This is a genomic window from Actinoplanes sp. CA-015351 (genome assembly GCF_050955685.1).
Taxonomy (GTDB): Bacteria; Actinomycetota; Actinomycetes; order Mycobacteriales; family Micromonosporaceae; genus Actinoplanes.
Window position 1 is genome coordinate 3,824,064 of sequence record NZ_CP192102.1, and the last position, 19,450, is coordinate 3,843,513.

At 69.4% G+C, this 19,450-nt stretch carries 21 protein-coding genes; 10 read left to right on the forward strand and 11 right to left on the reverse strand.

Going from position 1 to position 19,450, the window contains the following annotated elements; all coding sequences use genetic code 11:
* Window positions 1-12: 12 nt before the first annotated feature.
* The 4 genes from ACQP2E_RS17355 to ACQP2E_RS17370 form a co-directional block, all read right to left on the reverse strand.
* Window positions 13-279 carry a hypothetical protein gene (locus tag ACQP2E_RS17355; RefSeq protein WP_433832899.1) on the reverse strand — a complete coding sequence of 89 codons (267 nt, stop codon included), beginning with the start codon at window positions 277-279 and terminating at the stop codon, window positions 13-15.
* A gap of 259 nt (window positions 280-538) precedes the next feature.
* Entirely contained in the window at window positions 539-1,543 is a 1,005-nt protein-coding gene (gene meaB / locus ACQP2E_RS17360; protein WP_433832901.1) for a methylmalonyl Co-A mutase-associated GTPase MeaB, read from the reverse strand.
* Window positions 1,543-3,735 carry a methylmalonyl-CoA mutase gene (scpA, locus tag ACQP2E_RS17365; protein ID WP_433832903.1) on the reverse strand — a complete coding sequence of 731 codons (2,193 nt, stop codon included), beginning with the start codon at window positions 3,733-3,735 and terminating at the stop codon, window positions 1,543-1,545. The genes meaB and scpA overlap by 1 nt, the downstream gene beginning before the upstream one ends.
* Window positions 3,732-5,525: a methylmalonyl-CoA mutase family protein gene (locus ACQP2E_RS17370; protein ID WP_433832905.1), complete on the reverse strand. Its 1,794-nt coding sequence runs from the start codon at window positions 5,523-5,525 to the stop codon at window positions 3,732-3,734. The genes scpA and ACQP2E_RS17370 overlap by 4 nt, the downstream gene beginning before the upstream one ends.
* Before the next feature lie 213 nt (window positions 5,526-5,738).
* Between ACQP2E_RS17370 and ACQP2E_RS17375 the strand changes: the two genes are divergently transcribed.
* Both ACQP2E_RS17375 and ACQP2E_RS17380 read left to right on the forward strand, forming a co-directional pair.
* Window positions 5,739-7,376 (forward strand): MDR family MFS transporter, encoded by a 1,638-nt coding sequence (locus ACQP2E_RS17375; RefSeq protein ID WP_433832907.1) that lies wholly within the window; start codon window positions 5,739-5,741, stop codon window positions 7,374-7,376.
* A 914-nt stretch (window positions 7,377-8,290) separates the two neighbouring features.
* Window positions 8,291-9,382 carry a hypothetical protein gene (locus tag ACQP2E_RS17380; RefSeq protein ID WP_433832909.1) on the forward strand — a complete coding sequence of 364 codons (1,092 nt, stop codon included), beginning with the start codon at window positions 8,291-8,293 and terminating at the stop codon, window positions 9,380-9,382.
* Window positions 9,383-9,412: 30 nt separating this feature from the next.
* Here ACQP2E_RS17380 and ACQP2E_RS17385 read toward each other — a convergent pair whose 3' ends face one another.
* Both ACQP2E_RS17385 and ACQP2E_RS17390 read right to left on the reverse strand, forming a co-directional pair.
* Complete coding sequence (locus tag ACQP2E_RS17385) at window positions 9,413-9,535, reverse strand: hypothetical protein (RefSeq protein ID WP_433832911.1); 123 nt, start codon at window positions 9,533-9,535, stop codon at window positions 9,413-9,415.
* Window positions 9,536-9,547: 12 nt separating this feature from the next.
* On the reverse strand, window positions 9,548-10,546 hold the full coding sequence (locus tag ACQP2E_RS17390) for a zinc-binding dehydrogenase (RefSeq protein ID WP_433832913.1): 999 nt from the start codon (window positions 10,544-10,546) through the stop codon (window positions 9,548-9,550).
* Between the two features lie 96 nt (window positions 10,547-10,642).
* Here ACQP2E_RS17390 and ACQP2E_RS17395 point away from each other — a divergent pair, with 96 nt between their 5' ends.
* Entirely contained in the window at window positions 10,643-11,296 is a 654-nt protein-coding gene (locus tag ACQP2E_RS17395; RefSeq protein WP_433832915.1) for a TetR/AcrR family transcriptional regulator, read from the forward strand.
* Here ACQP2E_RS17395 and ACQP2E_RS17400 read toward each other — a convergent pair.
* Window positions 11,251-11,961 carry a hypothetical protein gene (locus tag ACQP2E_RS17400; protein WP_433832917.1) on the reverse strand — a complete coding sequence of 237 codons (711 nt, stop codon included), beginning with the start codon at window positions 11,959-11,961 and terminating at the stop codon, window positions 11,251-11,253. The genes ACQP2E_RS17395 and ACQP2E_RS17400 overlap by 46 nt on opposite strands.
* A gap of 35 nt (window positions 11,962-11,996) precedes the next feature.
* On the opposite strand from ACQP2E_RS17400, the gene ACQP2E_RS17405 reads away from it, so the two are divergent.
* Window positions 11,997-12,161, forward strand: a complete 165-nt coding sequence (locus ACQP2E_RS17405) for a hypothetical protein (RefSeq protein ID WP_433832919.1) — start codon at window positions 11,997-11,999, stop codon at window positions 12,159-12,161.
* Here the strand turns inward: ACQP2E_RS17405 and ACQP2E_RS17410 are convergent.
* Entirely contained in the window at window positions 12,130-12,891 is a 762-nt protein-coding gene (locus ACQP2E_RS17410) for a GntR family transcriptional regulator (RefSeq protein ID WP_433832921.1), read from the reverse strand. The genes ACQP2E_RS17405 and ACQP2E_RS17410 overlap by 32 nt on opposite strands.
* 385 nt (window positions 12,892-13,276) lie before the next feature.
* Between ACQP2E_RS17410 and ACQP2E_RS17415 the strand changes: the two genes are divergently transcribed.
* Window positions 13,277-13,408: a hypothetical protein gene (locus tag ACQP2E_RS17415; RefSeq protein WP_433832923.1), complete on the forward strand. Its 132-nt coding sequence runs from the start codon at window positions 13,277-13,279 to the stop codon at window positions 13,406-13,408.
* Here ACQP2E_RS17415 and mraY read toward each other — a convergent pair.
* Window positions 13,378-14,481 (reverse strand): phospho-N-acetylmuramoyl-pentapeptide-transferase, encoded by a 1,104-nt coding sequence (mraY, locus tag ACQP2E_RS17420; protein WP_433832925.1) that lies wholly within the window; start codon window positions 14,479-14,481, stop codon window positions 13,378-13,380. The genes ACQP2E_RS17415 and mraY overlap by 31 nt on opposite strands.
* A 279-nt stretch (window positions 14,482-14,760) precedes the next feature.
* Here mraY and ACQP2E_RS17425 point away from each other — a divergent pair, with 279 nt between their 5' ends.
* The 4 genes from ACQP2E_RS17425 to ACQP2E_RS17440 all read left to right on the forward strand — a co-directional run bounded on the left by ACQP2E_RS17425 (window position 14,761) and on the right by ACQP2E_RS17440 (window position 17,779).
* Window positions 14,761-15,342: a DUF2975 domain-containing protein gene (locus ACQP2E_RS17425; RefSeq protein ID WP_433832926.1), complete on the forward strand. Its 582-nt coding sequence runs from the start codon at window positions 14,761-14,763 to the stop codon at window positions 15,340-15,342.
* Entirely contained in the window at window positions 15,342-15,587 is a 246-nt protein-coding gene (locus ACQP2E_RS17430) for a helix-turn-helix domain-containing protein (protein ID WP_433832928.1), read from the forward strand. Before ACQP2E_RS17425 ends, ACQP2E_RS17430 begins: the two co-directional genes overlap by 1 nt.
* A 75-nt stretch (window positions 15,588-15,662) precedes the next feature.
* Window positions 15,663-17,030 carry a family 43 glycosylhydrolase gene (locus ACQP2E_RS17435; protein WP_433832930.1) on the forward strand — a complete coding sequence of 456 codons (1,368 nt, stop codon included), beginning with the start codon at window positions 15,663-15,665 and terminating at the stop codon, window positions 17,028-17,030.
* A gap of 155 nt (window positions 17,031-17,185) precedes the next feature.
* Entirely contained in the window at window positions 17,186-17,779 is a 594-nt protein-coding gene (locus ACQP2E_RS17440) for a HutD family protein (RefSeq protein ID WP_433832932.1), read from the forward strand.
* Here the strand turns inward: ACQP2E_RS17440 and ACQP2E_RS17445 are convergent.
* A complete protein-coding gene (locus ACQP2E_RS17445) occupies window positions 17,766-18,314 on the reverse strand; it encodes a TetR/AcrR family transcriptional regulator (protein WP_433832934.1) in 549 nt (182 codons plus the stop codon). The genes ACQP2E_RS17440 and ACQP2E_RS17445 overlap by 14 nt on opposite strands.
* 62 nt (window positions 18,315-18,376) lie before the next feature.
* On the reverse strand, window positions 18,377-18,844 hold the full coding sequence (locus tag ACQP2E_RS17450; RefSeq protein WP_433832936.1) for a nuclear transport factor 2 family protein: 468 nt from the start codon (window positions 18,842-18,844) through the stop codon (window positions 18,377-18,379).
* A gap of 283 nt (window positions 18,845-19,127) precedes the next feature.
* Here ACQP2E_RS17450 and ACQP2E_RS17455 point away from each other — a divergent pair, with 283 nt between their 5' ends.
* Window positions 19,128-19,442 (forward strand): hypothetical protein, encoded by a 315-nt coding sequence (locus ACQP2E_RS17455; protein WP_433832937.1) that lies wholly within the window; start codon window positions 19,128-19,130, stop codon window positions 19,440-19,442.
* Window positions 19,443-19,450 lie beyond the last annotated feature (8 nt).

Consider the following 19,450-nt stretch of genomic DNA (forward strand, 5'->3'; position numbering starts at 1 on the left):
ATGAGGATGCGGTCACGGATAAGGGGTCGGGGTGAGCTCGACCCCGTCGAGCCACCACATCTGTCCGTTGTAGTAGATCTGGTATGCCCATTCGTGGGCGTCCCGGTGCCGCAGCGCCATGTAGGCGTACTTGCTGCGGAACTCCATGCCGCCCCACTGGCGGCGGATCCGGCCGTTCGCCTCGTCCCGGTCGATCCCGAAGTTGGAGATCATCTCGTCCGCGATCTGGCGGAGCAACGTCAGCTCCGCGTCCTTCGCGTTCACATCGAACTCGTTCATCTCCCCATTCTGAATCGTCGGCCGCGTGAAAGCGATGCGCGCTCATCGACCACGCGCCGACGAACCGCAGATGGTCAGCGGTCGCGTTGACGCTGGCTCCGGCCGAGACGGCAGCGAGCACTGCCGCCTCGGTCGCCGTCTCCGTGGCGAGACGGGTGAGGGGCTGGAACAGGCGCAGGACAGCCTTCGCGTATGGAGAGAACTGGAGCAGGCCGGCCAGCGAGTCGGAGGTCGGGCGCCAGTCGGTCAACCGGTGGGTCTACTTCTCGGCGTCGCGCACTGGGCCGTTCGTGTCGAAGGCGGTGAGTAGCTGCTGCACCGCCTGGGCCGGGGTGAGGGTGCCGTCCAGGATGTGCTGCTCCGCCTGCTTGCCGGTGGTGCGGACCGCCGGGTTGGTGTCGAAGCGGTTCAGGACGGTTTCGCGGGCCATCGCCCACATCCAGCCGACCTGCTGGCGGCGGCGTCGCGCGGCGAACTCGTCGCCGGTCTGGAGTCGGTGGGCGGTCAGCTGGGACCAGACGTCCTTGACGCCGGTGCCTTCCACCGCGCTGCAGGTGAGCACCGGTGTCGTCCAGAGCGAGTCGCCGCGCAGCAGGCGCAGTGCGCCGGACAGCTCTCGGGCCGCGCTCTTCGCCTCGGTGGCGTGCGGGCCGTCGGCTTTGTTGATGGTGATGACGTCGGCCAGTTCCAGGATGCCTTTCTTGATGCCCTGGAGCTGGTCGCCGGTGCGGGCCAGGGCCAGCAGCAGGAACGAGTCGACCATGTCGGCCACCGCGGTTTCGGACTGGCCGACGCCGACGGTTTCCACGATGACGATGTCGTATCCGGCGGCCTCGACGACGACGATGGCCTCGCGGGTGGCCTTGGCGACGCCGCCGAGCGTGCCGGCGGTGGGCGATGGGCGTACGAAAGCGGCGGGATCCGCGGCGAGCCGTGCCATCCGGGTCTTGTCGCCGAGGATGCTGCCCCGGGTACGCGTCGACGACGGGTCGACGGCCAGCACGGCGACCCGGTGCCCGTCGGCGGTGAGGTCGGTGCCGAGCGCGTCGATGAAGGTCGACTTCCCGACTCCGGGCACGCCGCTGATCCCGATCCGGTGCGACCGGCCGGCGTCCGGGGTGAGCAGCGTCAGCAACTGCTGGGCCAGCACCTGGTGGTCGCGGCGGGTGGACTCGACCAGGGTGATGGCGCGGGCCACCCAGGCCGGCGTGCCGGCGCGGACACCCGCCGCCATCTCCTCGACGTCGACCGGAGGACGGGCCATCACGCCGTGGCGGGGTGGCCGAGCCGCTCGGCCAGGTCGGCGAGCAGCTCGATCGCGGCGTCGGCGAGGACCGTGCCGGGGGCGAAGATGGCGGCTGCGCCGGCCGCGCGCAGGGCGTCGTAGTCCTGCGGCGGGATCACCCCACCGGCGATGATCACGATGTCCTCGCGGCCCTGTGCGGTGAGTTCCTCGCGGAGTGCGGGGATGAGGGTGAGGTGCCCGGCGGCCAGGGAGTTGACGCCGACAATGTGCACGTCGGCTTCGATGGCCTGGCGGGCCACCTCGGCCGGGGTGGCGAACAGGGGGCCCACGTCCACGTCGAAGCCGAGGTCCGCGAACGCCGTCGCGACGACTTTCTGACCCCGGTCGTGGCCGTCCTGGCCCATCTTGGCGACCAGGATGCGCGGCTGGCGGCCCTCGGCGTCGGCGAACGCGGCGGCGGCGGCCCGGGCCTGTTCGATGTTGCTCACCGTTCCCGCTTCCTGCCGGTAGACCCCGGAGATCGTACGAATGCGGGCGGTGTGCCGTCCGTAGACCTTCTCCAGGGCGTCGGAGATCTCGCCGACGGTGGCTTTCGCGCGGGCCGCGTCGACGGCGAGGGCGAGCAGGTTCGCACCGGGTTCACCACCGGCGGCCCTGGTCAGCGCCTCCAGCGTGGCGACGCAGGCGCCCTCGTCGCGTTCCGCGCGCAGCCGGCGCAGCTTCTCGACCTGGCTGGCCCGGACCGCGGCGTTGTCGACCTTGAGGACGTCGATCGGCTGGTCGGCGGCCGGACGGTACTTGTTGACGCCGATGACGGGCTGGCGGCCGGAGTCGATGCGGGCCTGGGTGCGGGCCGCGGCCTCCTCGATGCGCATCTTTGGGATGCCCTCGTCGATGGCCCGGGCCATGCCGCCGGCGGCCTCGACCTCGGTGATGTGTTCCCAGGCACGGGCGGCCAGGTCGTGGGTGAGGCGTTCGACGTAGGCGCTGCCGCCCCACGGGTCGATGGCGCGGGTGGTGCCGGACTCCTGCTGGATGAGCAGCTGGGTGTTGCGGGCGATCCGGGCGGAGAAGTCCGTCGGCAGGGCGAGCGCTTCGTCGAGGGCGTTGGTGTGCAGCGACTGGGTGTGGCCCTGTGTTGCGGCCATCGCCTCGATACACGTACGCATGACGTTGTTGTAGACGTCCTGGGCGGTGAGCGACCAGCCGGAGGTCTGGCAGTGCGCCCGCAGGCTCAGCGACCGGGGGTCCTTCGGCGCGAACTCGCGCACGAGCCGCGCCCAGAGCAGGCGGCCGGCGCGGAGTTTCGCGACCTCCATGAAGAAGTTCATGCCGATCGCCCAGAAGAACGACAACCTCGGCGCGAACGCGTCGACGTCGAGCCCGGCGGCACGGCCTGCCCGCAGGTATTCCACGCCGTCGGCGAGGGTGTACGCGAGTTCCAGGTCGGCGGTCGCTCCGGCTTCCTGGATGTGATAGCCGGAGATGGAGATCGAGTTGAAGCGGGGCATCCGCTGCGAGGTGAACGAGAAGATGTCGGAGATGATCCGCATCGACGGTTCGGGCGGGTAGATGTAGGTGTTACGGACCATGAACTCTTTGAGGATGTCGTTCTGGATCGTGCCGGACAGCTGCTCCGGCGCGACACCCTGTTCCTCGGCCGCGACGATGTAGAGGGCGAGGATCGGCAGCACCGCGCCGTTCATCGTCATCGACACGCTCATCTTGTCCAGCGGGATGCCGTCGAAGAGTTGCCGCATGTCGTAGATGGAGTCGATCGCGACACCGGCCATCCCGACGTCACCGGTGACCCGCGGGTGGTCGGAGTCGTAACCGCGGTGCGTCGGCAGGTCGAACGCGACCGACAGGCCCTTCTGCCCGGCGGCCAGGTTGCGCCGGTAGAACGCGTTGGACTCCTCGGCGGTGGAGAATCCCGCGTACTGGCGGATCGTCCACGGCTGGTTCACGTACATGGTGGGGTACGGCCCGCGCAGGTAGGGCGCGATGCCCGGATAGGTGTCCAGGAAGTCCAGGCCGGACAGGTCCGCGCCGGTGAACAGCGGCGGGACCGCGATGCCCTCCGGCGTACGCCAGAGCAGGTCCTCGGCGGTCCGGCCGGTCTCGGCGAGCACCGCGGCCTGCCACGCCTTGCCGGCGCCCGGCGCCGGAGTGGCGGCGGTCAGTTTCGCGGTGGAGAAATCGGGGATCACTCCGGTACTCCCAGGTCGGCCAATGTGGTGGTCAGCAACGCGACGGCGTCACCGCCGGCGAACAGGTATCCGTCGACACCCGGGTAGTCGCCGCGGCCGGCCAGCAGCACCCGGCCGGCGCCGGCCGCCCGCAACCGCTCGGCCAGCGGGGAGGCCTGCTCCGGGTACGCCTTGTCGGGCCCGCACACGCAGGCCACCACCGAACCGTGCTCGGTGCTGACGGCGATGCCACCGGCGGCGAACAGGTTCGTGGCAAACGTGACCCGGGGCCCGTACGCCGCAGGTGAACCGAGCGTGGCGAGGTGCACGACCGGCCGGCTGCCGGTGGCGGCCAGGTACGCGTCACTGCGGTCGCGCAACCGCTCGAACGCCTCCGCGTACCGATGCTGGGGCAGACCGCCACCCACCGGCGCGGCGGCGGGCCGGCGTGCCGGGAGCTGCTCACCCAGGTTCGGGAACTCGCTGACCCCGGTGATCGGGCTGCGGCGGTGGGCGAGATCGGCCGCCCGCGCGTCCCATGCCGTGGCGAGCCGGTCGGCGACCAGTCCGCTGTCGAGCGCGGCGGCCAGGCCACCGGCGCGTTCGATCTCGGTGAACCACTGCCAGGCGGCCTGCGCGAGCTGCTCGGTGTAACTCTCCACGTACCAGGACCCGCCGGCCGGATCGAGGACCCGGGCGACGTGGGCTTCCTCGACCAGCAGGATCTGCGTGTTGCGGGCCAGCCGCCGGGAGAACGCGTCGGGCCGGCCGAGGCGCGTGTCGAACGGCAGGACCGTGACCGCGTCCGCGCCGCCGACCCCGGCGGCGAAGGAGGCGATCGTGGTGCGCAGCAGGTTCACCCACGGGTCACGGGCGGCCATCATGGCCGACGACGTCACCGCGTGCTGACGCTGCCCACCATCGTCGGCGGCCTCGGACAACTCGGCGACCCGGGCCCACAACCGGCGGGCGGCGCGCAGCTTGGCGATGGTGGCGAACTGGTCGACGGTTGCCGCGTACCGGAACTCGATCTGGCTCAGCGCCGCGCGTACCGGCAGACCGGCGCCGGTCAGGGCGCGCAGGTACGCGACCCCGGCCGCGACCGCGCAGCCGATCTCCTCCACCTCGGAGCCACCGGCGTCGTGGTGGATCGTGGCGTCCACCGTGATCGCCCGCAGGCCCGGTGCGTCGGCGACACAGCGGCCGGCCAGGGCGGCGGCGTCGGTCAGGGCGCCGGCGAGGCCGGCGGTGTCACCCGTACGGGCGCGCCAGCCCAGCGGGTCGGCGCCGAAACCGCCGGCGGCCTTGCCGGGCTCGACGTCGCGGGCGGCGAGCAGATCGAACCACGCGCGGGAGGCCGGGACGAAGGCGTCTCCCGGGTCGAGGACCACGGCGGCCAGGTCCAGATACACCCCATCGAGTGCTTCCGGCAGGGCATCGAGCGGCAGCGCGCCGCTGCCGACGGCGAGCCACACCGAGGTGGTGCCGTTCTCCAGGTCGCCGAGGACCGCCTCACGGAGTTCCGTGGGCTCCGGCTCGGCGTAGCGCTGGCGGATGTCCCAGCCACCCGCGACAGCGCCGGCGGCGCGGGCGCCGCGGACGAACGGCTGCTGGCCGGGCAGACCGGTCTCCGGCAGCGAGGCGGTGTCCGGGGTGTGCAGGGCCGCGACCGTCAGCCCGCCGTAGGTGGCCGTGGCCAGCAGGTCGTCGACCTGGTCCAGGGTGGTGTCCTCGGTCGCGCCACCGGACCTGCGCAGCGCTGCGAGGGCGAGGCCCCGCCACTGGTCGGCGGTGGCGGCGGGAAAGTCCATCGACACGCTTCACCCTTCGTCATCCTGGTCACAAGGTGCACGCCGTTCGTACCTTCCGGCAACCCTTGTCCCGGGACAGTAGCGCGAGGAAAAACTCACAGTCCGGCGAACCCAGGGCCGCCGAGGGTTCTCGCTGGGCAAACTTGCCCACTGTGCACCGATGCTGAATGCTTGGCGGCAACACCCCTCCGACCCCTCGGGAGAGAACGCGCGATGAGCGCCGCCACCACCACCAGCACCGAGCCGATGTCCCACCGGCGCATCCTGGAAGCGCTCAGCGGCCTGCTGCTGGTGCTTTTCGTCGCCCTGCTCAGCAGCACGATCGTCTCGACCGCGCTCCCGAAGATCATCGGATCGCTGAACGGCTCACAGACCCAGTACACCTGGGTGGTCACGGCGACGCTGCTCACCGCCACGGCGACCACCCCGATCTGGGGCAAGCTCGCGGACCTGTTCAACAAGAAGATCCTGATCCAGGTCAGCATCGTGATCTTCCTGATCGGCTCGATCCTGGCCGGACTGTCGCAGGGCGCCGGACAGCTCATCGCCGCCCGCGCCTTCCAGGGCCTCGGCGTCGGCGGCCTGCAGGCGCTGGTCCAGGTCGCGATCGCCGCGATGATCCCGCCGCGCGAACGCGGCCGCTACAACGGGTACCTCGGCGGCGTGATGGCGCTCGCCACGGTCGGCGGCCCGCTGCTCGGCGGGCTCATCGTGGACACGTCATGGCTGGGCTGGCGCTGGTGCTTCTTCGTCGGCGTGCCGGTCGCGCTCATCGCGCTGGTCCTGCTCCAGCTCACCCTCAACCTCCCGACGGTACGCCGGGACAACGTGAAGATCGATTACGTCGGCGCCACGCTGATCGCCGCGGGTGTCAGCGTCCTGCTCGTCTGGATCTCCTTCGTCGACGACTCGTTCGCCTGGATCTCCTGGCAGAGCGCCGCCATGGTCGGCGGGGGAGTGGTGCTGCTCACGCTCGCCGTCTGGGTCGAGTCCCGCGCCGCCGAGCCGGTCATCCCGATGAACATCGTGCGTCAGCGGACCACCGCGCTGGCGATTCTCGGCAGCCTCGCCGTGGGTATGGCGATGTTCGGCGGCGCCGTGTTCCTCGGCCAGTACTTCCAGATCGGCCGTGGTTACAGCCCCACCGAGGCGGGGCTGCTCACCATCCCGATGATGGGCGGCGTGCTGGTCTCGTCGATCGTCAGCGGCCGGCTGATCACCAAGACCGGCCGGATCAAGCCGTACATCCTGGCCGGGTCGATCGTCCTGGTCGCCGGGTTCGGCATGCTCGGCACCATCGACCACGAGACCGCGCTCTGGTACGTGGGCGCCGGCATGTTCCTGGTCGGCGCCGGTGTCGGCATGTCGATGCAGAACCTGGTGCTGGTCGTGCAGAACACCGTGGCGCTCAAGGACATCGGCGCGGCCAGCGCCACCGTGGCGTTCTTCCGCTCGCTGGGCGGCACCGTCGGCATCGCGGTGCTCGGCGCTGTCCTGGCCCGCCGGGTCACCGACCAGATCACCCACGATCTGGCGGTGGCCGGGGTTCCCACCGGCAGCAGCGGCGGCAGCAGCAACCTGAACCTCACCGCGCTGCCGGAGGCCGTTCAGCACATCGTCCGGGCCGCGTACGGCGACGCGACCGGGCACATCTTCCTGATCTCCGCCGTCATCGGCGTGGTCGGCGTCATCGCCGCGCTGCTGCTGCCGCAGGTCACCCTGCGCACCAGCCTCGACCTGCCCGATGCGGCCCGCTCAGCCGCCGTCGCCGCCGACGCGATCGACGGCGCGCCCGCCTTCGACGAGGTCGCCATCGACCCGGTCACCAAGCAGAGCCCGACCCGCGGCTGACCTCGGCAAGCACAACGGTGGAACCCCTGGCGGGGTTCCACCGTTGTCGTCTGTGATCACGCGACCGCCCGATTCCGCTGGTGGTGTCATTGCCGTCGAGGACGGGCTGCCGCGTATCACCGCGTGGCTGCAGCCGGCTGCCGGACGCGCAGGACTCGGCGGCCCAGCGGGGGTTTCTCGGTACGCGACACCGCTCGGAGATCTTGTGCGGTTTGGACGGCTGATCGACCACGAGTGCACGAGTTTGCGGGCCGGCCACCCGTGGCGTGTCGATGTCAGGTGGTTGGCGAGCGTCGTGGTGATGCTCTGCCACCACGGCAGGTAGACAGTGCCGGATCTTGGAGACTTGTGGGTGCTCTATGCCCTATTCGGGTGTTCTTTGCCCCACGGGTCTCCAAGGTTCGGCCAATGCAGAGCTTCACGGGTTCGACGTGGCAACGCGGAGCTTCGCGGGTTCGACGTGGTAAACGCGGATTCACCGATCTTGTGGATTTCGGCGAACCGTTCGCGGGTAACTCCACAAGATCGGCTAGGCCTGCTCGATCTTGTGGATTTCGGCGAACCGTTTGCGGGTAATTCCGCAAGATCGGCTGGGCCTGTTCGATCTTGTGGAGTTGTGCGGACACGTCTGCGGGGAAGTCCACAAGATCCAGACCGAGCGGTGCGGGGCGGAGCGGTGCGGGGCGGAGCGGTGCGGGGCAGAGCGCGGTGCGGGGATCGAAGGGCCGCCGCGAACACTGCTGCTGGCGGAGCCGCGTACTCACGTGGTGGGGAGCTGGCGCCCCTCCTGCCCGGGGCGACCGGCACACCCACGGGGACACTTGGGCTTGCTGAGCAGGCTGTTTATCCCGTACCCAAGGAAGGAAGCCGGCGGCGTGCCGCCTGGGGTGGGTGGGAGGGCCATAATGTAAAAAGTGACCAGCTACGCCGTTGACGACGAGAACAACACCCTGATCCGCACGTGGGCGACGGGAAACGGGCATCGGGCGGCGATCGTTGCCGCGCTGCCGGGGCCGGCCGCCTCGAGCCAGCGGATGCATCTGGCAGCGGCGATGTCGAACCTGTCCGAGGCGCTGTGGCGCTGTTACACCCACCCGGCGAGTGCGGCCGGCAGCCTGGACGTGAACACCGAGGGCTGGCGGCGGCAGCAGACCCGGGACGGGTTCTCGACCGTTGTCGCCGCGGTGCAGAGCCCGAACCTGGTGGACGACGCCGGGTACGTGACCGTGGAGTTCGACCCGGTGCAGGAGTACGGCCACCGGCTGGGCCGGGCGCTGCACGAGATCGGTGACAGCCCGCTGACCGAGGCCGTGGTGGCTGACGTCGCTGCCGAGATCCGGGCTGTCGAAGAGGCTGAGCTGGGCAATCTCGCCGGGCGGGCGGTGCAGGCGGTGGTGCTCAGCCGGGCGGATGCCAGCCCGGCGCAGGTGGCCGCCGCCGACGCGATCCTGGACAAGGATCCGCTGGGCGGGCGCGAGCTGTTCATGGAGCTCGAACCGACCGCCGCGGCTGTCGCGGCGGCGCACTGGCTCAAGGCCGCCGCTGACGTCACGGCCGAGTTGTCGGGCATCCCGGCTGAGCTGGTCGTGGCGTCCGCTGACGACATCGAGGCGCTGCCTTACCGCACGCCGACGCTGGTGCTTGAGCTTTTCGAGATCATGGGTACGCCGTACCAAATCGTCGTTGATCTTGTCTCGGAAGCCATGCTCATCGCGGAAGGGCTGGCGCCGCCGGACGGGTCGCTGACCTATGACGACAGCGGCGGCGACGACGGGGACGACGAGGACGACGAGGAGCTGTCCGGCGACGCCGAGGACCCGCCGGTGCGGCTGACTCCGCTGGATCCGTCGCGGCCGGCCCGGGATCTGCTGGAAGACCTGCTGATCGGGATTCACGCCTGCCGGTTGCTGTACGCGCAGTACACCGAGGACCCGAGCGGCGACGACGATGTCTTCTCGGCGGCGGTCCGGGCCCGGGCCGCGCAGAACAGCGGTCGTCTGCTCTGAGCGAGGCTGCTTCTTCCCACCCGGCGGCGGTCATCGGGCGAGGTGGTCGCGGATCAGCTGATCCGCAAACCGGTACTCGCCGCCGTTGCGGCGCAGCAACCCGCGGTTCTCCGCGTCGGCGAGGAATGTGCGCAGGTTGTGATGCTTCGACAATTGCCCTATGTTTCACACGGTCAGGACGACGCGGCCGAACACCTCGCCGGCATCCATCCGGCGGTGCGCGTCAGCGGCGCCGTCGAGCGGCAGCACAGCGTGCACCACGGCCTGCAGGTCTTTGCGGGCTGCGGCGGCGAACTGCTCCGACCGGATCCGGTTGCGCCCGCCGGTGGCCACGGTGTTCAGGCTGAACGTCGCGAACGAGCGGGAGCGCTGGAACGTACCCAAGAGCGCCTTGCCGAAATCGGCGGGCGGAAGCCCGGCGACGACGCCGACGGCGACCATCCGGCCGTTGTCCGCGAGCCGGTCGATGAACGAAGCGGTCGCGTGCCCGCCGACGATGTCGAGGATGACGTCGAATTCGGCTGCGGGCGCCGAGGCGCCCTCACCGTGATCCTCACCGGCACTCTTTCCGGCGCTCTTTCCGGCTCGATTGAGTACGGCCGTGGCGCCGAGTTCCCGCAGCCGGTCGCCACGCTCGGGGGAGGCCGTCGTGACGGCGATCGTGCCGGCGCCGCCGAGGGCGGCAAGCTGGACCGCCATGATGCCGATGCTGCCGGCCGCGCCCCGGATCAGCAGCGACTCGCCGGCATCGAAGCGGCCGTGCGCGAGCGCGAAATGAGCCACCGGACCGGCGCCGCCCAGCGCCACCGCGTCGATCGGGGACAAACCCTCCGGCAGGACGGTCACGTCCTCGAGACGGGCTACCGCGCGTTCGGCGTACCCTCCTCCGGTTCCGGTGAACGCCCACACCAGCCGGCCGATCCACGACGGGTCCACGCCGTCACCGGCGGCGACCACCCGGCCGGCCACCTCGCTGCCCGGGACGAACCCCTCCGAGAACCCGTACCCGCCGAGCGTGCCACGCCGGATGACCGCGTCGACACCGCCGACCCCGATCGTCTCGACCTCGATCAGCACCTGTCCGGCCGCAGGAAGGGGCTCCGGTACGTTGATCAGCGCCATCCCTTCCGGGTCTCCGAACGTACGAATGCTGATGGCTTTCATGGCTTTTCTCCGCTCTCATGACACTTACCGTGACCGTAGCGGACGCCCCCGTCCACTTCGGTAAAGTGAGAGGTCATGGCCGACAATGTGCCTCACATGCTGCGTTCCGACGCGCGGGACAACCGGGATCGCGTGCTGGAGGCGGCGCGGGAGCTGTTCGCCGACCGCGGCCTCGACGTGCCGATGCGCGAGATCGCCCGCCGGGCGCAGGTCGGTCCCGCGACGCTGTACCGGCGGTTCGCCACCAAGCAGGCGCTCATCGACGCCGCGTTCGACGCCGAGATGCGGGCCTGCGCCGCGCTGGTCCGCGACGGATGCGCCGACCCGGATCCGTGGCGCGGGCTGTGCGCGATCATCCAGGGCGCCACCGAGCTGAACGCGCGAAGCCGCGGTTTCGTCGACGCCTTGTCGTCGGTGCCCGACGGGGTGAGCGTGCCGGATCATCGCCGGGTCCTTCTGCGGTCGGTCGAGGGGCTGTGCCGGCGTGCGATCGACGCGGGCGCGCTGCGGCCGGACTTCGTCCTCGACGACCTGGTCCTGATGCTGCTGGCCGCGCGCGGATTGCCGGTCGCCTCACTGGACGCCCGGCTCGCGGCGGCGCACCGGTTCGCCGGGCTGGCACTGGAGGCATTCCGCGCGACGAGCGAAGCGGGCCCGCTGCCGCCGCCGGCCCGGCTCATCCCCGCGATGCTGCCGAGTCTTGATCACACGTCGGCGACGACCAGCCAGTCCGCGGAGCGTGGCCGGTAGCCGTACCGATTCATCAGCCCCTGCACGATGGCGGGCACGTGAGCGGCGCCGTAAACGACGGCGACCTCGATGTTCTCCGTACCGCGCTCCTCGTGCAGACGGCAGAGGCAGGCCAGCAGGCGACTGTCGCGATCACCGGCGAAAGCGGCATCGAGGTGAGGTGACCATTCTCTGAGGTCCTCCTCTTCCGGCGAGGGCAGGTCGTTCAGCTCCGCCGACCGCGACCAGATCATCCGGGTACCACCGAAGAGGCGCGTCACCACGACGAAAGGAAGCACGCACCACATCATCAGCCGGTGCGACAGCGGTACTCGCCGCCAGCCGGCCGTGAAATCCTCGAGGCTGACGTCCGGGCGCACCACCGGAACGCCCAGCGCACGGTAATCGATATCCTGCTCGACCAGCTTCGCCTGCCGGTTGAACCGGAGCACGCGGTAGCTGAGTGTCAGCGCGCTGACCAGCACCGAGTGCTTCCGCCGGCCGCCGCCCACGCCCTCGACCACGACGAGGTCCGCCCGCTTGAGCCGGGTGAACACTGCCGCGTAGAACGTGGGCTTCGCCATATGGATCATCGGATACAGCACGAACTGCAGCGCCGAGCCACGACACCGTAGCCGGATGACGGCCGACCGGACCCCGAGTTCGGTCACCTCGATGATCTGCACGCCGCCCTCCCCGCCGGATCCGGACTGTGCCCTCCATGGTCGCAGCGACTGTCCAGAGCGGAACGGAGCGCCTCGACACCGCCTGCGCGCCCGACTTCCTGCTGGAGGGCGGCACCGTGGCGGCGCTCGCCTCGGTGCACGCCATCCGCGCCACCCTGGAACAGGCGGTCAGCGGGAAGGCCGGTCGCCTGCTGCGGTGAAGAAATATTCCAGCGTGTATGCGCTGGAGTCCAGCACCATCTCGTTGACCTCGACGCAGCGCCGATCCCCGGTATACGCGTACCGGGTGATCGCGACCACCGGTGTGCCTTGGGGGAGGTTCATTGTCTGCGTGTCGGCCGCCGACGGCATCCGGCAGACCAGGGTCTCCCGGAACGTCTCCGGTGCCAGGCCGGCCTCGGCCATCCGGGCGTACATGCCGCCGGGCCCCGGGTTGGTATAGGCCACCGCCGGAACGGCGGCCACCACATCAAGCGGAATGTAACTGGTCGAGGTCTGCACGATGCGATCTTCGATGGCGAAGCGACGTGCCCGGGTCAGCACCGCCGCGCCCGGCGGCACGTTGAGCGCTTCCGCGATGTCGCCGGAGGCCGGGGCTTCCCGGACGACCACGTCGACCGAACGGAGCCGCCCGTTCGTGTCGTGGTCCTGGATCGCTTTCCCGTCGGTCCACCAGGATCGCGAAAGCCGGTCAGGCGATGAGCGAAGGACGCGACTGAACGTGCGCACGTAGAGGCCGCGGCCGTGCTTGGCGACGACGACACCGTCGGCGCGCAGGATGTCGACGGCCTTGGACACGGTGCCGGTCGGCACCCCGAAGCGCTGCGCCAGCTCCCGGACGGTCGGCAGCCGGTCACCCTCGACCAACCGGCGCGCCTCGATGTCGGCGCGAATCGCGCTGGCGATGTTTCGGTACGCAGGTTCACCCACGTGTTCAGAATACCCGTGTTCAGCGTGAACACTGCTTCAGTGTTCACACCTCCGCCGGGTCAGATAGGAGCGAGAGCGTAGCTCCGGGCCTGGCAGGGGGCGAAGTATGAGAGTGATCTTGGTGGTGGGTCCGCGCGAACTACCGCGCGAAAGAACGGTCCGGGTGTGGATGGACGCCGGCAGCAGGAGCGGGTACGTGATCGCGGTCGTGGCTCACGACCTTGCGGTGGCCGAACTGGACGACGGACAGGGCACCTCAGCGATTACACCCTGCGGGTGCGTGAGTGCCGGGGGTAGCGGGCACATATGGCACTTTACGGTCGTAAAGCGTTCGGATCGATGAAAGTGCGGCGGCGACGAGTTCGGTGTCACGGGCGCGGTCGGGATGTCGCTCGGCTACCACCTGCGGCTGGCCGGCGCGGACGTCTCCTTCCTGGTCCGGCCCGGCCGCACGGCAGCGTTCGCCGCTCCGCTGCGCCTCTGTGGTTATCCGACTGCCGCCAGGAAGTCCGAGTAGAACAGGCCCAGGCCGGCCGCCACGCAGACGCCGGCGATGGTCCAGAAGCGGACCACGATGTTGACCTCGCTCCACCCGGCCAGTTCGAAGTGGTGGTGCAGCGGCACCATCCGGAAGACGCGTCTGCCGGTGGTCCGGTACGAGACGATCTGGATCACCCAGGTGATCGTGATGATGAAGAAGAGCCCGCCGATCAGGATCGACAGCAGTGTGGTGCGGGTAACCACCGCGAGCCCGCCGATCAGGGCGCCGAGCCCGAGCGCGCCCACGTCGCCCATGAAGATCCGCGCCGGGGACGTGTTCCACCACAGGAAGCCGACGCAGGCGCCGGCCGCCGCTGCCGCGATCATGGCGATTTCCAGGGGATCGCGGACCTGGTAGCAGTACTCGTTCGCGCGGGCGTACGTCTCGTCGGCGCACCAGTGCCGGTACTGCCAGTACCCGATCAGGGCGTACGCGCCGAGCACCAGGGTCGACGCGCCGGTGGCCAGGCCGTCGAGGCCGTCGGTGAGGTTCACGCCGTTCGACATCGCCGTGATCACGAAGACGAACACGATCACCGAGCCGACCTTGCCGACGTTGAGCCAGCTGATGTCCCGGATGAACGAGATGTTCTCGCTGACCACGGTCTGGCCGTTGGTGCTCGCGACGTAGAGCGCGGCGATGCCGAATCCGGTGCCGATGATCGCCTGGCCGAGCAGTTTGCCCTTGGCGGACAGACCGTCGGAGTTGCGCCGGCGGACCTTGAGGAAGTCGTCGACGAAGCCGACCGCGCCGCAGAACACGAGCAGGCCGAGCAGGACGAGGGCCGTCATTGTCGGTTTTTCCTGGGCGATCTGCCGTTCGGGCAGCGTGGTCAGCGCCACGTGCCCGGCGACGTACGCGATGAGGGTCGCCACAATGAACACGACACCACCCATCGCGGGGGTGCCCTTCTTGCCCTCGTTCGAGGCGAGGCCGAGGGAGCGGATCGGCTGGCCGGCCTTGAGCGCGGTGAAGACCCGGATCGCCACCGGCGTGAGCAGCAGCGAGACGATGAACGCGACCGCTGCCGCGACGATGACCGCTCTCACGGGCGAGCCTCCACGAGATCCGGATGCGTGCCGGGCACGTCAGCATCAACGATCATGAGACACGATCTTGCCATCCGGCAGTGACCGGAGCGGCCGTGGCCGGGTGGGTGGCGGATCCGGCGGGAAATCGTGGCGGGCTGGACAGCGCTCTGCCGGGTCCGGCTGACGTCTGATGCGCAGGAGTGGCGTCGCAGGGTGCGGGCGTTCCGGTATTGACAGACCTCGGTATCTTATCGATAGTCGATGCATCGACTATCGATAAATAGGGGTGTGGTCATCATGCGTGCGTCCTTGCGGAGGCCGGACTGGCTGGACGAGCTCCACGGGTTGCTGGCGATAGCCACGACGCTGACCGGGATCGGATGTGCGGTGACAACCGTCGGCATTCTGGCTGGTCAGGCGGTGGACGTGGAGGCGAGCGGTGAGGGCGTGGCGCTCGGCCTGCCGGCGGGAACCGCCGTCGACTCCGGACTCCGGCTGCACCTGGATCAGCCGACCGGCGTGCAACGAGCCTGGGAACTGCTGGCGACGCTCCCCAGTGTCCTGCTGCTGACGGTGGCGTTGGTGCTGCTCTGGCGTCTGGTCGGCCGGGCTCGCCGTGGCGACCCGTTCACCGGGAACATCGTCAGCCGTTTTCGCGTACTCGGGCTGTTGCTTGTTGTCGGTGGTCCGGTGGTGTGGGTGCTGCAGTTCATCGGTGAGTTCGCGCTCAGCGCCACGGTCGCGTCCCTGGGAACCTATGCGCCGTTGTCCTTCGCGGTCCCCGGAGCGTGGCTGCTCGGCGGGTTCCTCATGTTTGCGTTCGGTGAGATCGTCCGCCGAGGTCAGGTACTTCGTGCGGAACTCGACGAGGTGGTGTGATGCCACCCGAGGGCGAGCACCGCGTGCAGGTGCACATCGACAAGCTGCTGGCCGAGCGTGGACTCACGCTGACCGAGCTTGCCGACCGGGTCGGCATTACCCTTGCCAACCTCTCGGCGCTCAAGAACGGACGCGTCAGGGCCGTGCGGTTCAGCACCCTGACGGCCCTGTGCGACGCGCTGCAGTGCCAGCCCGGCGATCTGTTCACCGTTTCAGAGGCGCACCGCCCGGGCGGCGCACAATAGATCGAATAACTTCACTTGACAGTAATTCGATGGAAATGACCATGATGGATGTCCCTCGACTCCGTGGAGACTCTCATGATCGCTTTACCCGTGCGCCTGGCGACCGCCGTCACCGCCGCGCTGGCCCTGGCCGCCGGTCTGCTCACCGCCTCGGCGACACCGTCGGCGGCTGTCGCCTCCGGGCCGGTGATCGATCAGAATTTCGCCGATCCGGACATCATGAAGGTGGGCCGCACCTATTACGCCTACGCCACCAACAGCGACGGCCGGAACATCACGTGGGCCACCTCCACCAACCTGACGGACTGGGCGGTCCAGGGAACCGACGCCCTGCCGGCTCTGGGCGCGTGGGCCGATCCGGACTGGTCGTTCCCGCCCGGCGGATCCGGCGATCACGGAGTCTGGGCGCCGGAGGTGTTCGCGGCCGGACCGCGCAGCTTTGTGATGTGGTACACGGCGCATGACAGGGCCTCGGGCAAGCAGTGCATCGGCGCCGCCACCGCGACCGCGCCCGGCGGACCGTTCGTACCGCGCGACACCGCCCTGGTCTGCACCCCGGAGACGGGTGGCGCGATCGATGCTTCCTCGTTCTTCGAGAACGGGCGCCGGTACATCCTGTGGAAGAACGACGGCAATTGCTGTTCCCAGGACACCTGGCTGCACCTTCAGCAGGTCAGCGCCGACGGGCTGCGCCGGGTCGGCGCCGAGACCGAGCTGATCAAACAGAACAAGCCGTTCGAGGGCATCCTCGTCGAAGCGCCGACGTTGTGGAAACACGGCAGCACATACGTGCTCTTCTACTCCGCCAACTTCTTCGGCGACGGCAGCTACGTGAGCAGTTACGCGACCTCCACTCAGTTGCGCGGGCCGTACACCAAGGCGGCGGCGCCGCTGATGACCACCGACGCGTTCGCCGGCACGGTGCGCGGCCCAGGCGGCCAGGACGTGGTGACCGGGCCGGACGGCAAGGACCGGATCGTCTTCCACGGCTGGAATTCCGGCTTCACCTACCGGGCCATGTACTCCCAGCGGCTCGACTGGCACGGTAGCCGGCCCGTCGTGGAGGGCGCGAAGATCCGGTACGAGGCCGAGGACGCCAGCTTCACCCGCGCCAATGCCCGGTACGCCACCGGCGGCGCCAGCAACGGTGTGGTCGTCGGCGGGATCGACTTCGACGACAGCCGGGTCACCTTCACCGTCCACGTGCCCCGGGCCGGCACCTATCGGCTGTACACCCGGTACGCCAACGGCTCCGACGCCGGTGCGGCCGGGCACACCCTGTTCGTCAACGGCACGAGCGCCGGAACCGTCGAGTACCCCTTCACCGGCTGGGACAACTGGCAGATCAGCGAACGGGCCGTGAGCCTGCAGGCCGGGACCAACACCATTGCGTACGGAAAAGGCGTCAACTTCGCCGAACTCGACGCGATCGACATCGCCTGACCGGGCTCGCCGGGCCGAAGCCGCTTCTCACCGCGGGTTCTCCCTGGCGGTGCAGGAGTTGCCGGCCGGCGGGAAACAGCCGGCGAACGGGTCGGGCAGTGCGCGCCAGCCGTCGAAGCCGTCCTTCGGACGGCTGAGATCATGTGCTCGTGCTTGTGAACAGGACGAATGACCCCGCCACGCCCACGGTGATCGCCACCGGCGATGTCGAACGGCGGCCGTGGCGCAACGGCCTCGGCAGCACCCGGGAACTCGCCACCGGTAGCACCGGCTGGCGGCTGAGCCTCGCCGACATCACCACGGCCTGCGCCTTCTCCCGGTTTCCCGGTCTGTGGCGATGGTCGACGGCGGTTGCCGGACCGTCCGTCGAGATGGTCATCGGCGATCGTGACGCCATCACTGTCGCCGATGACGTCGTCGTCGACTACGACGGCGAGGCGCCGGCGACGGCGCGTCCGACATCCGGCGGGGTCACCCACCTGCTCAACCTCATGGCCCCCATGGGTACGCCGGCTCGCCTGACCCGCGCACGTCTGGACGGCCCGATTCCGGTGACCGCGGACACCGTTGCCGTGTTCGTCCTCGACGGCACGCTGCTCGCCGGGCACCAGCAAGCCACCGCCGGGCACCAGCAAGCCACCGCCGGGCAGCTGATGCTGCTGGGCAACCACGACGGCCTCACGCTGACCGGGCACGACGCCCGATGCGTGATCGTGGAGGTGCCGGGTTCGCGGATCAGTCGCCGGTGAGGGTGCGCGCCCAGGGCTCGTCGATGTCGGCGAGGCCCAGCGTCAGCGTGACGTTCTCGAGCATGCCGGCGCCGAACCATTGCCGGACCGCCTCGTCGGATCCCACGAGTTCACTGACGAGTTCGACCTGTTTGGCGTAGCACCACCGCACAGCGTCACCGACGAGAGGCTCGTCAGCCGCGCAGTTGGCGTGCATGAGGAATCGCAGCACCTCACGGTCCTGGATCAGGGAACCGTAGGCGGACCGGGCCGTGCGGAGATTCGCCGCCGGCGGCTGTGACGTCGGTCCGGCCTCGGCGATGTGCGCGGCGATGGTGTTCGTCATCAACTCGGACACGTGGAAGACCGCGTGAGCGAAAAGCGTCTGTTTGTTGGCGAACAGGCGGTACAGGTACGGCTGGGAGATGCCAGCGCGCTCGGCGATCTCGTTGGTCGTCGTTCCGTAGAAGCCCTTGCGGGCGAAGCATGTGACCGCGGCTTCCAGGACGGCCTGGCGGCGTTTGTCGCTCTTCTCGCTGGAGCCGGGTGCGGGCATGACCGACAGTCAATCACGGCGGTGCGGCGCGGGGCCGGTGCCCCGCGCCGCACCGGACTCCGTCAGCTGCCGAACGCGACCTGGTCGGCGCCGGCTCCGTCCGTGCCGGGGTTCAGCGCCTCGATGGCCACGAGCGGGTTCCAGTAATCGACATAGTGGGTGATCCGGCCCGCCTCGTCGGTGTGAACCACCGAGATGCAGGTCTGCTCATAGGGCTTGTCCGTGGTCACCGCTCGTCCCGTCGACCGGAATTCGGCGATCGCCGTCGTCGGCTCGGTGGTCTGGTGGAACACCAGGTCCACGAACCGCACGTCGAAGGTCTTCGGGAAGTTTTTCATGTGAGCGATCAGTGCGTCGCGTCCCTGAACCGAACGGGGAACGCCGGCCGGGGCGTAGGGGAACTCGAGAACGGCGTCCGGGGTGAACAGCTCGATCCACTCGTCGATCTGCCCGGATGACACCAGCCGCAGGTGCTCGGCGACGGCGTGCTGGGCGAGGGATCGCTGCTCGGAAACCAGGGTGTCACTCATTGGCGTTCCTTCATTAGTGGTTGACCTATAACTAACGTAGCGGGCGGTGTCCCGGCGCGGAAGCGCGAGCCGGGTGTGCCTTCTCACCACCTCGTACCCTTGGCGGGTAGGGGTTAGGTCACTCCAGGACAAGGGGCAGAACCTGCGCGGATGCAGGCTTTGATGTGTGCCGGCCCCGCGTCGACCCGTTCATCGGTTGTCATCGTGGTGTCTACGGCAGCTGAGTTGACTGCGCGGCATGTGTCTTCCGCCTTGCCGCGAGCGACTGCTTGATCGTGGGCCGGTGGCGTACCTGATCGTCTCGGTGGCCGCCCTGCTGATGGGAATCGCCACCGGGCCGGCGGGGCTCGGACCGCCCGGTTCCGGGACGGTGGCGATGATCGGCTGGCTTCTGGTGGCCACTGCCGCCGAGATCGTCGTGGGCTGCCCGCGGCGACTGAACGTGCTGCCGTGGCTGGTCAGCGCCATCGCCGTTGCCGCGTTCTGCGGCGCCGGCGCGACAACGATGCTGCTCGGCGCTGTCGCCGTCCTCTACGGCATGGCCACCCTCTCGATCGCCACACCGCGATCGCACCAGCCGGCCGAAATGCCGGACTGAGTCGCGGC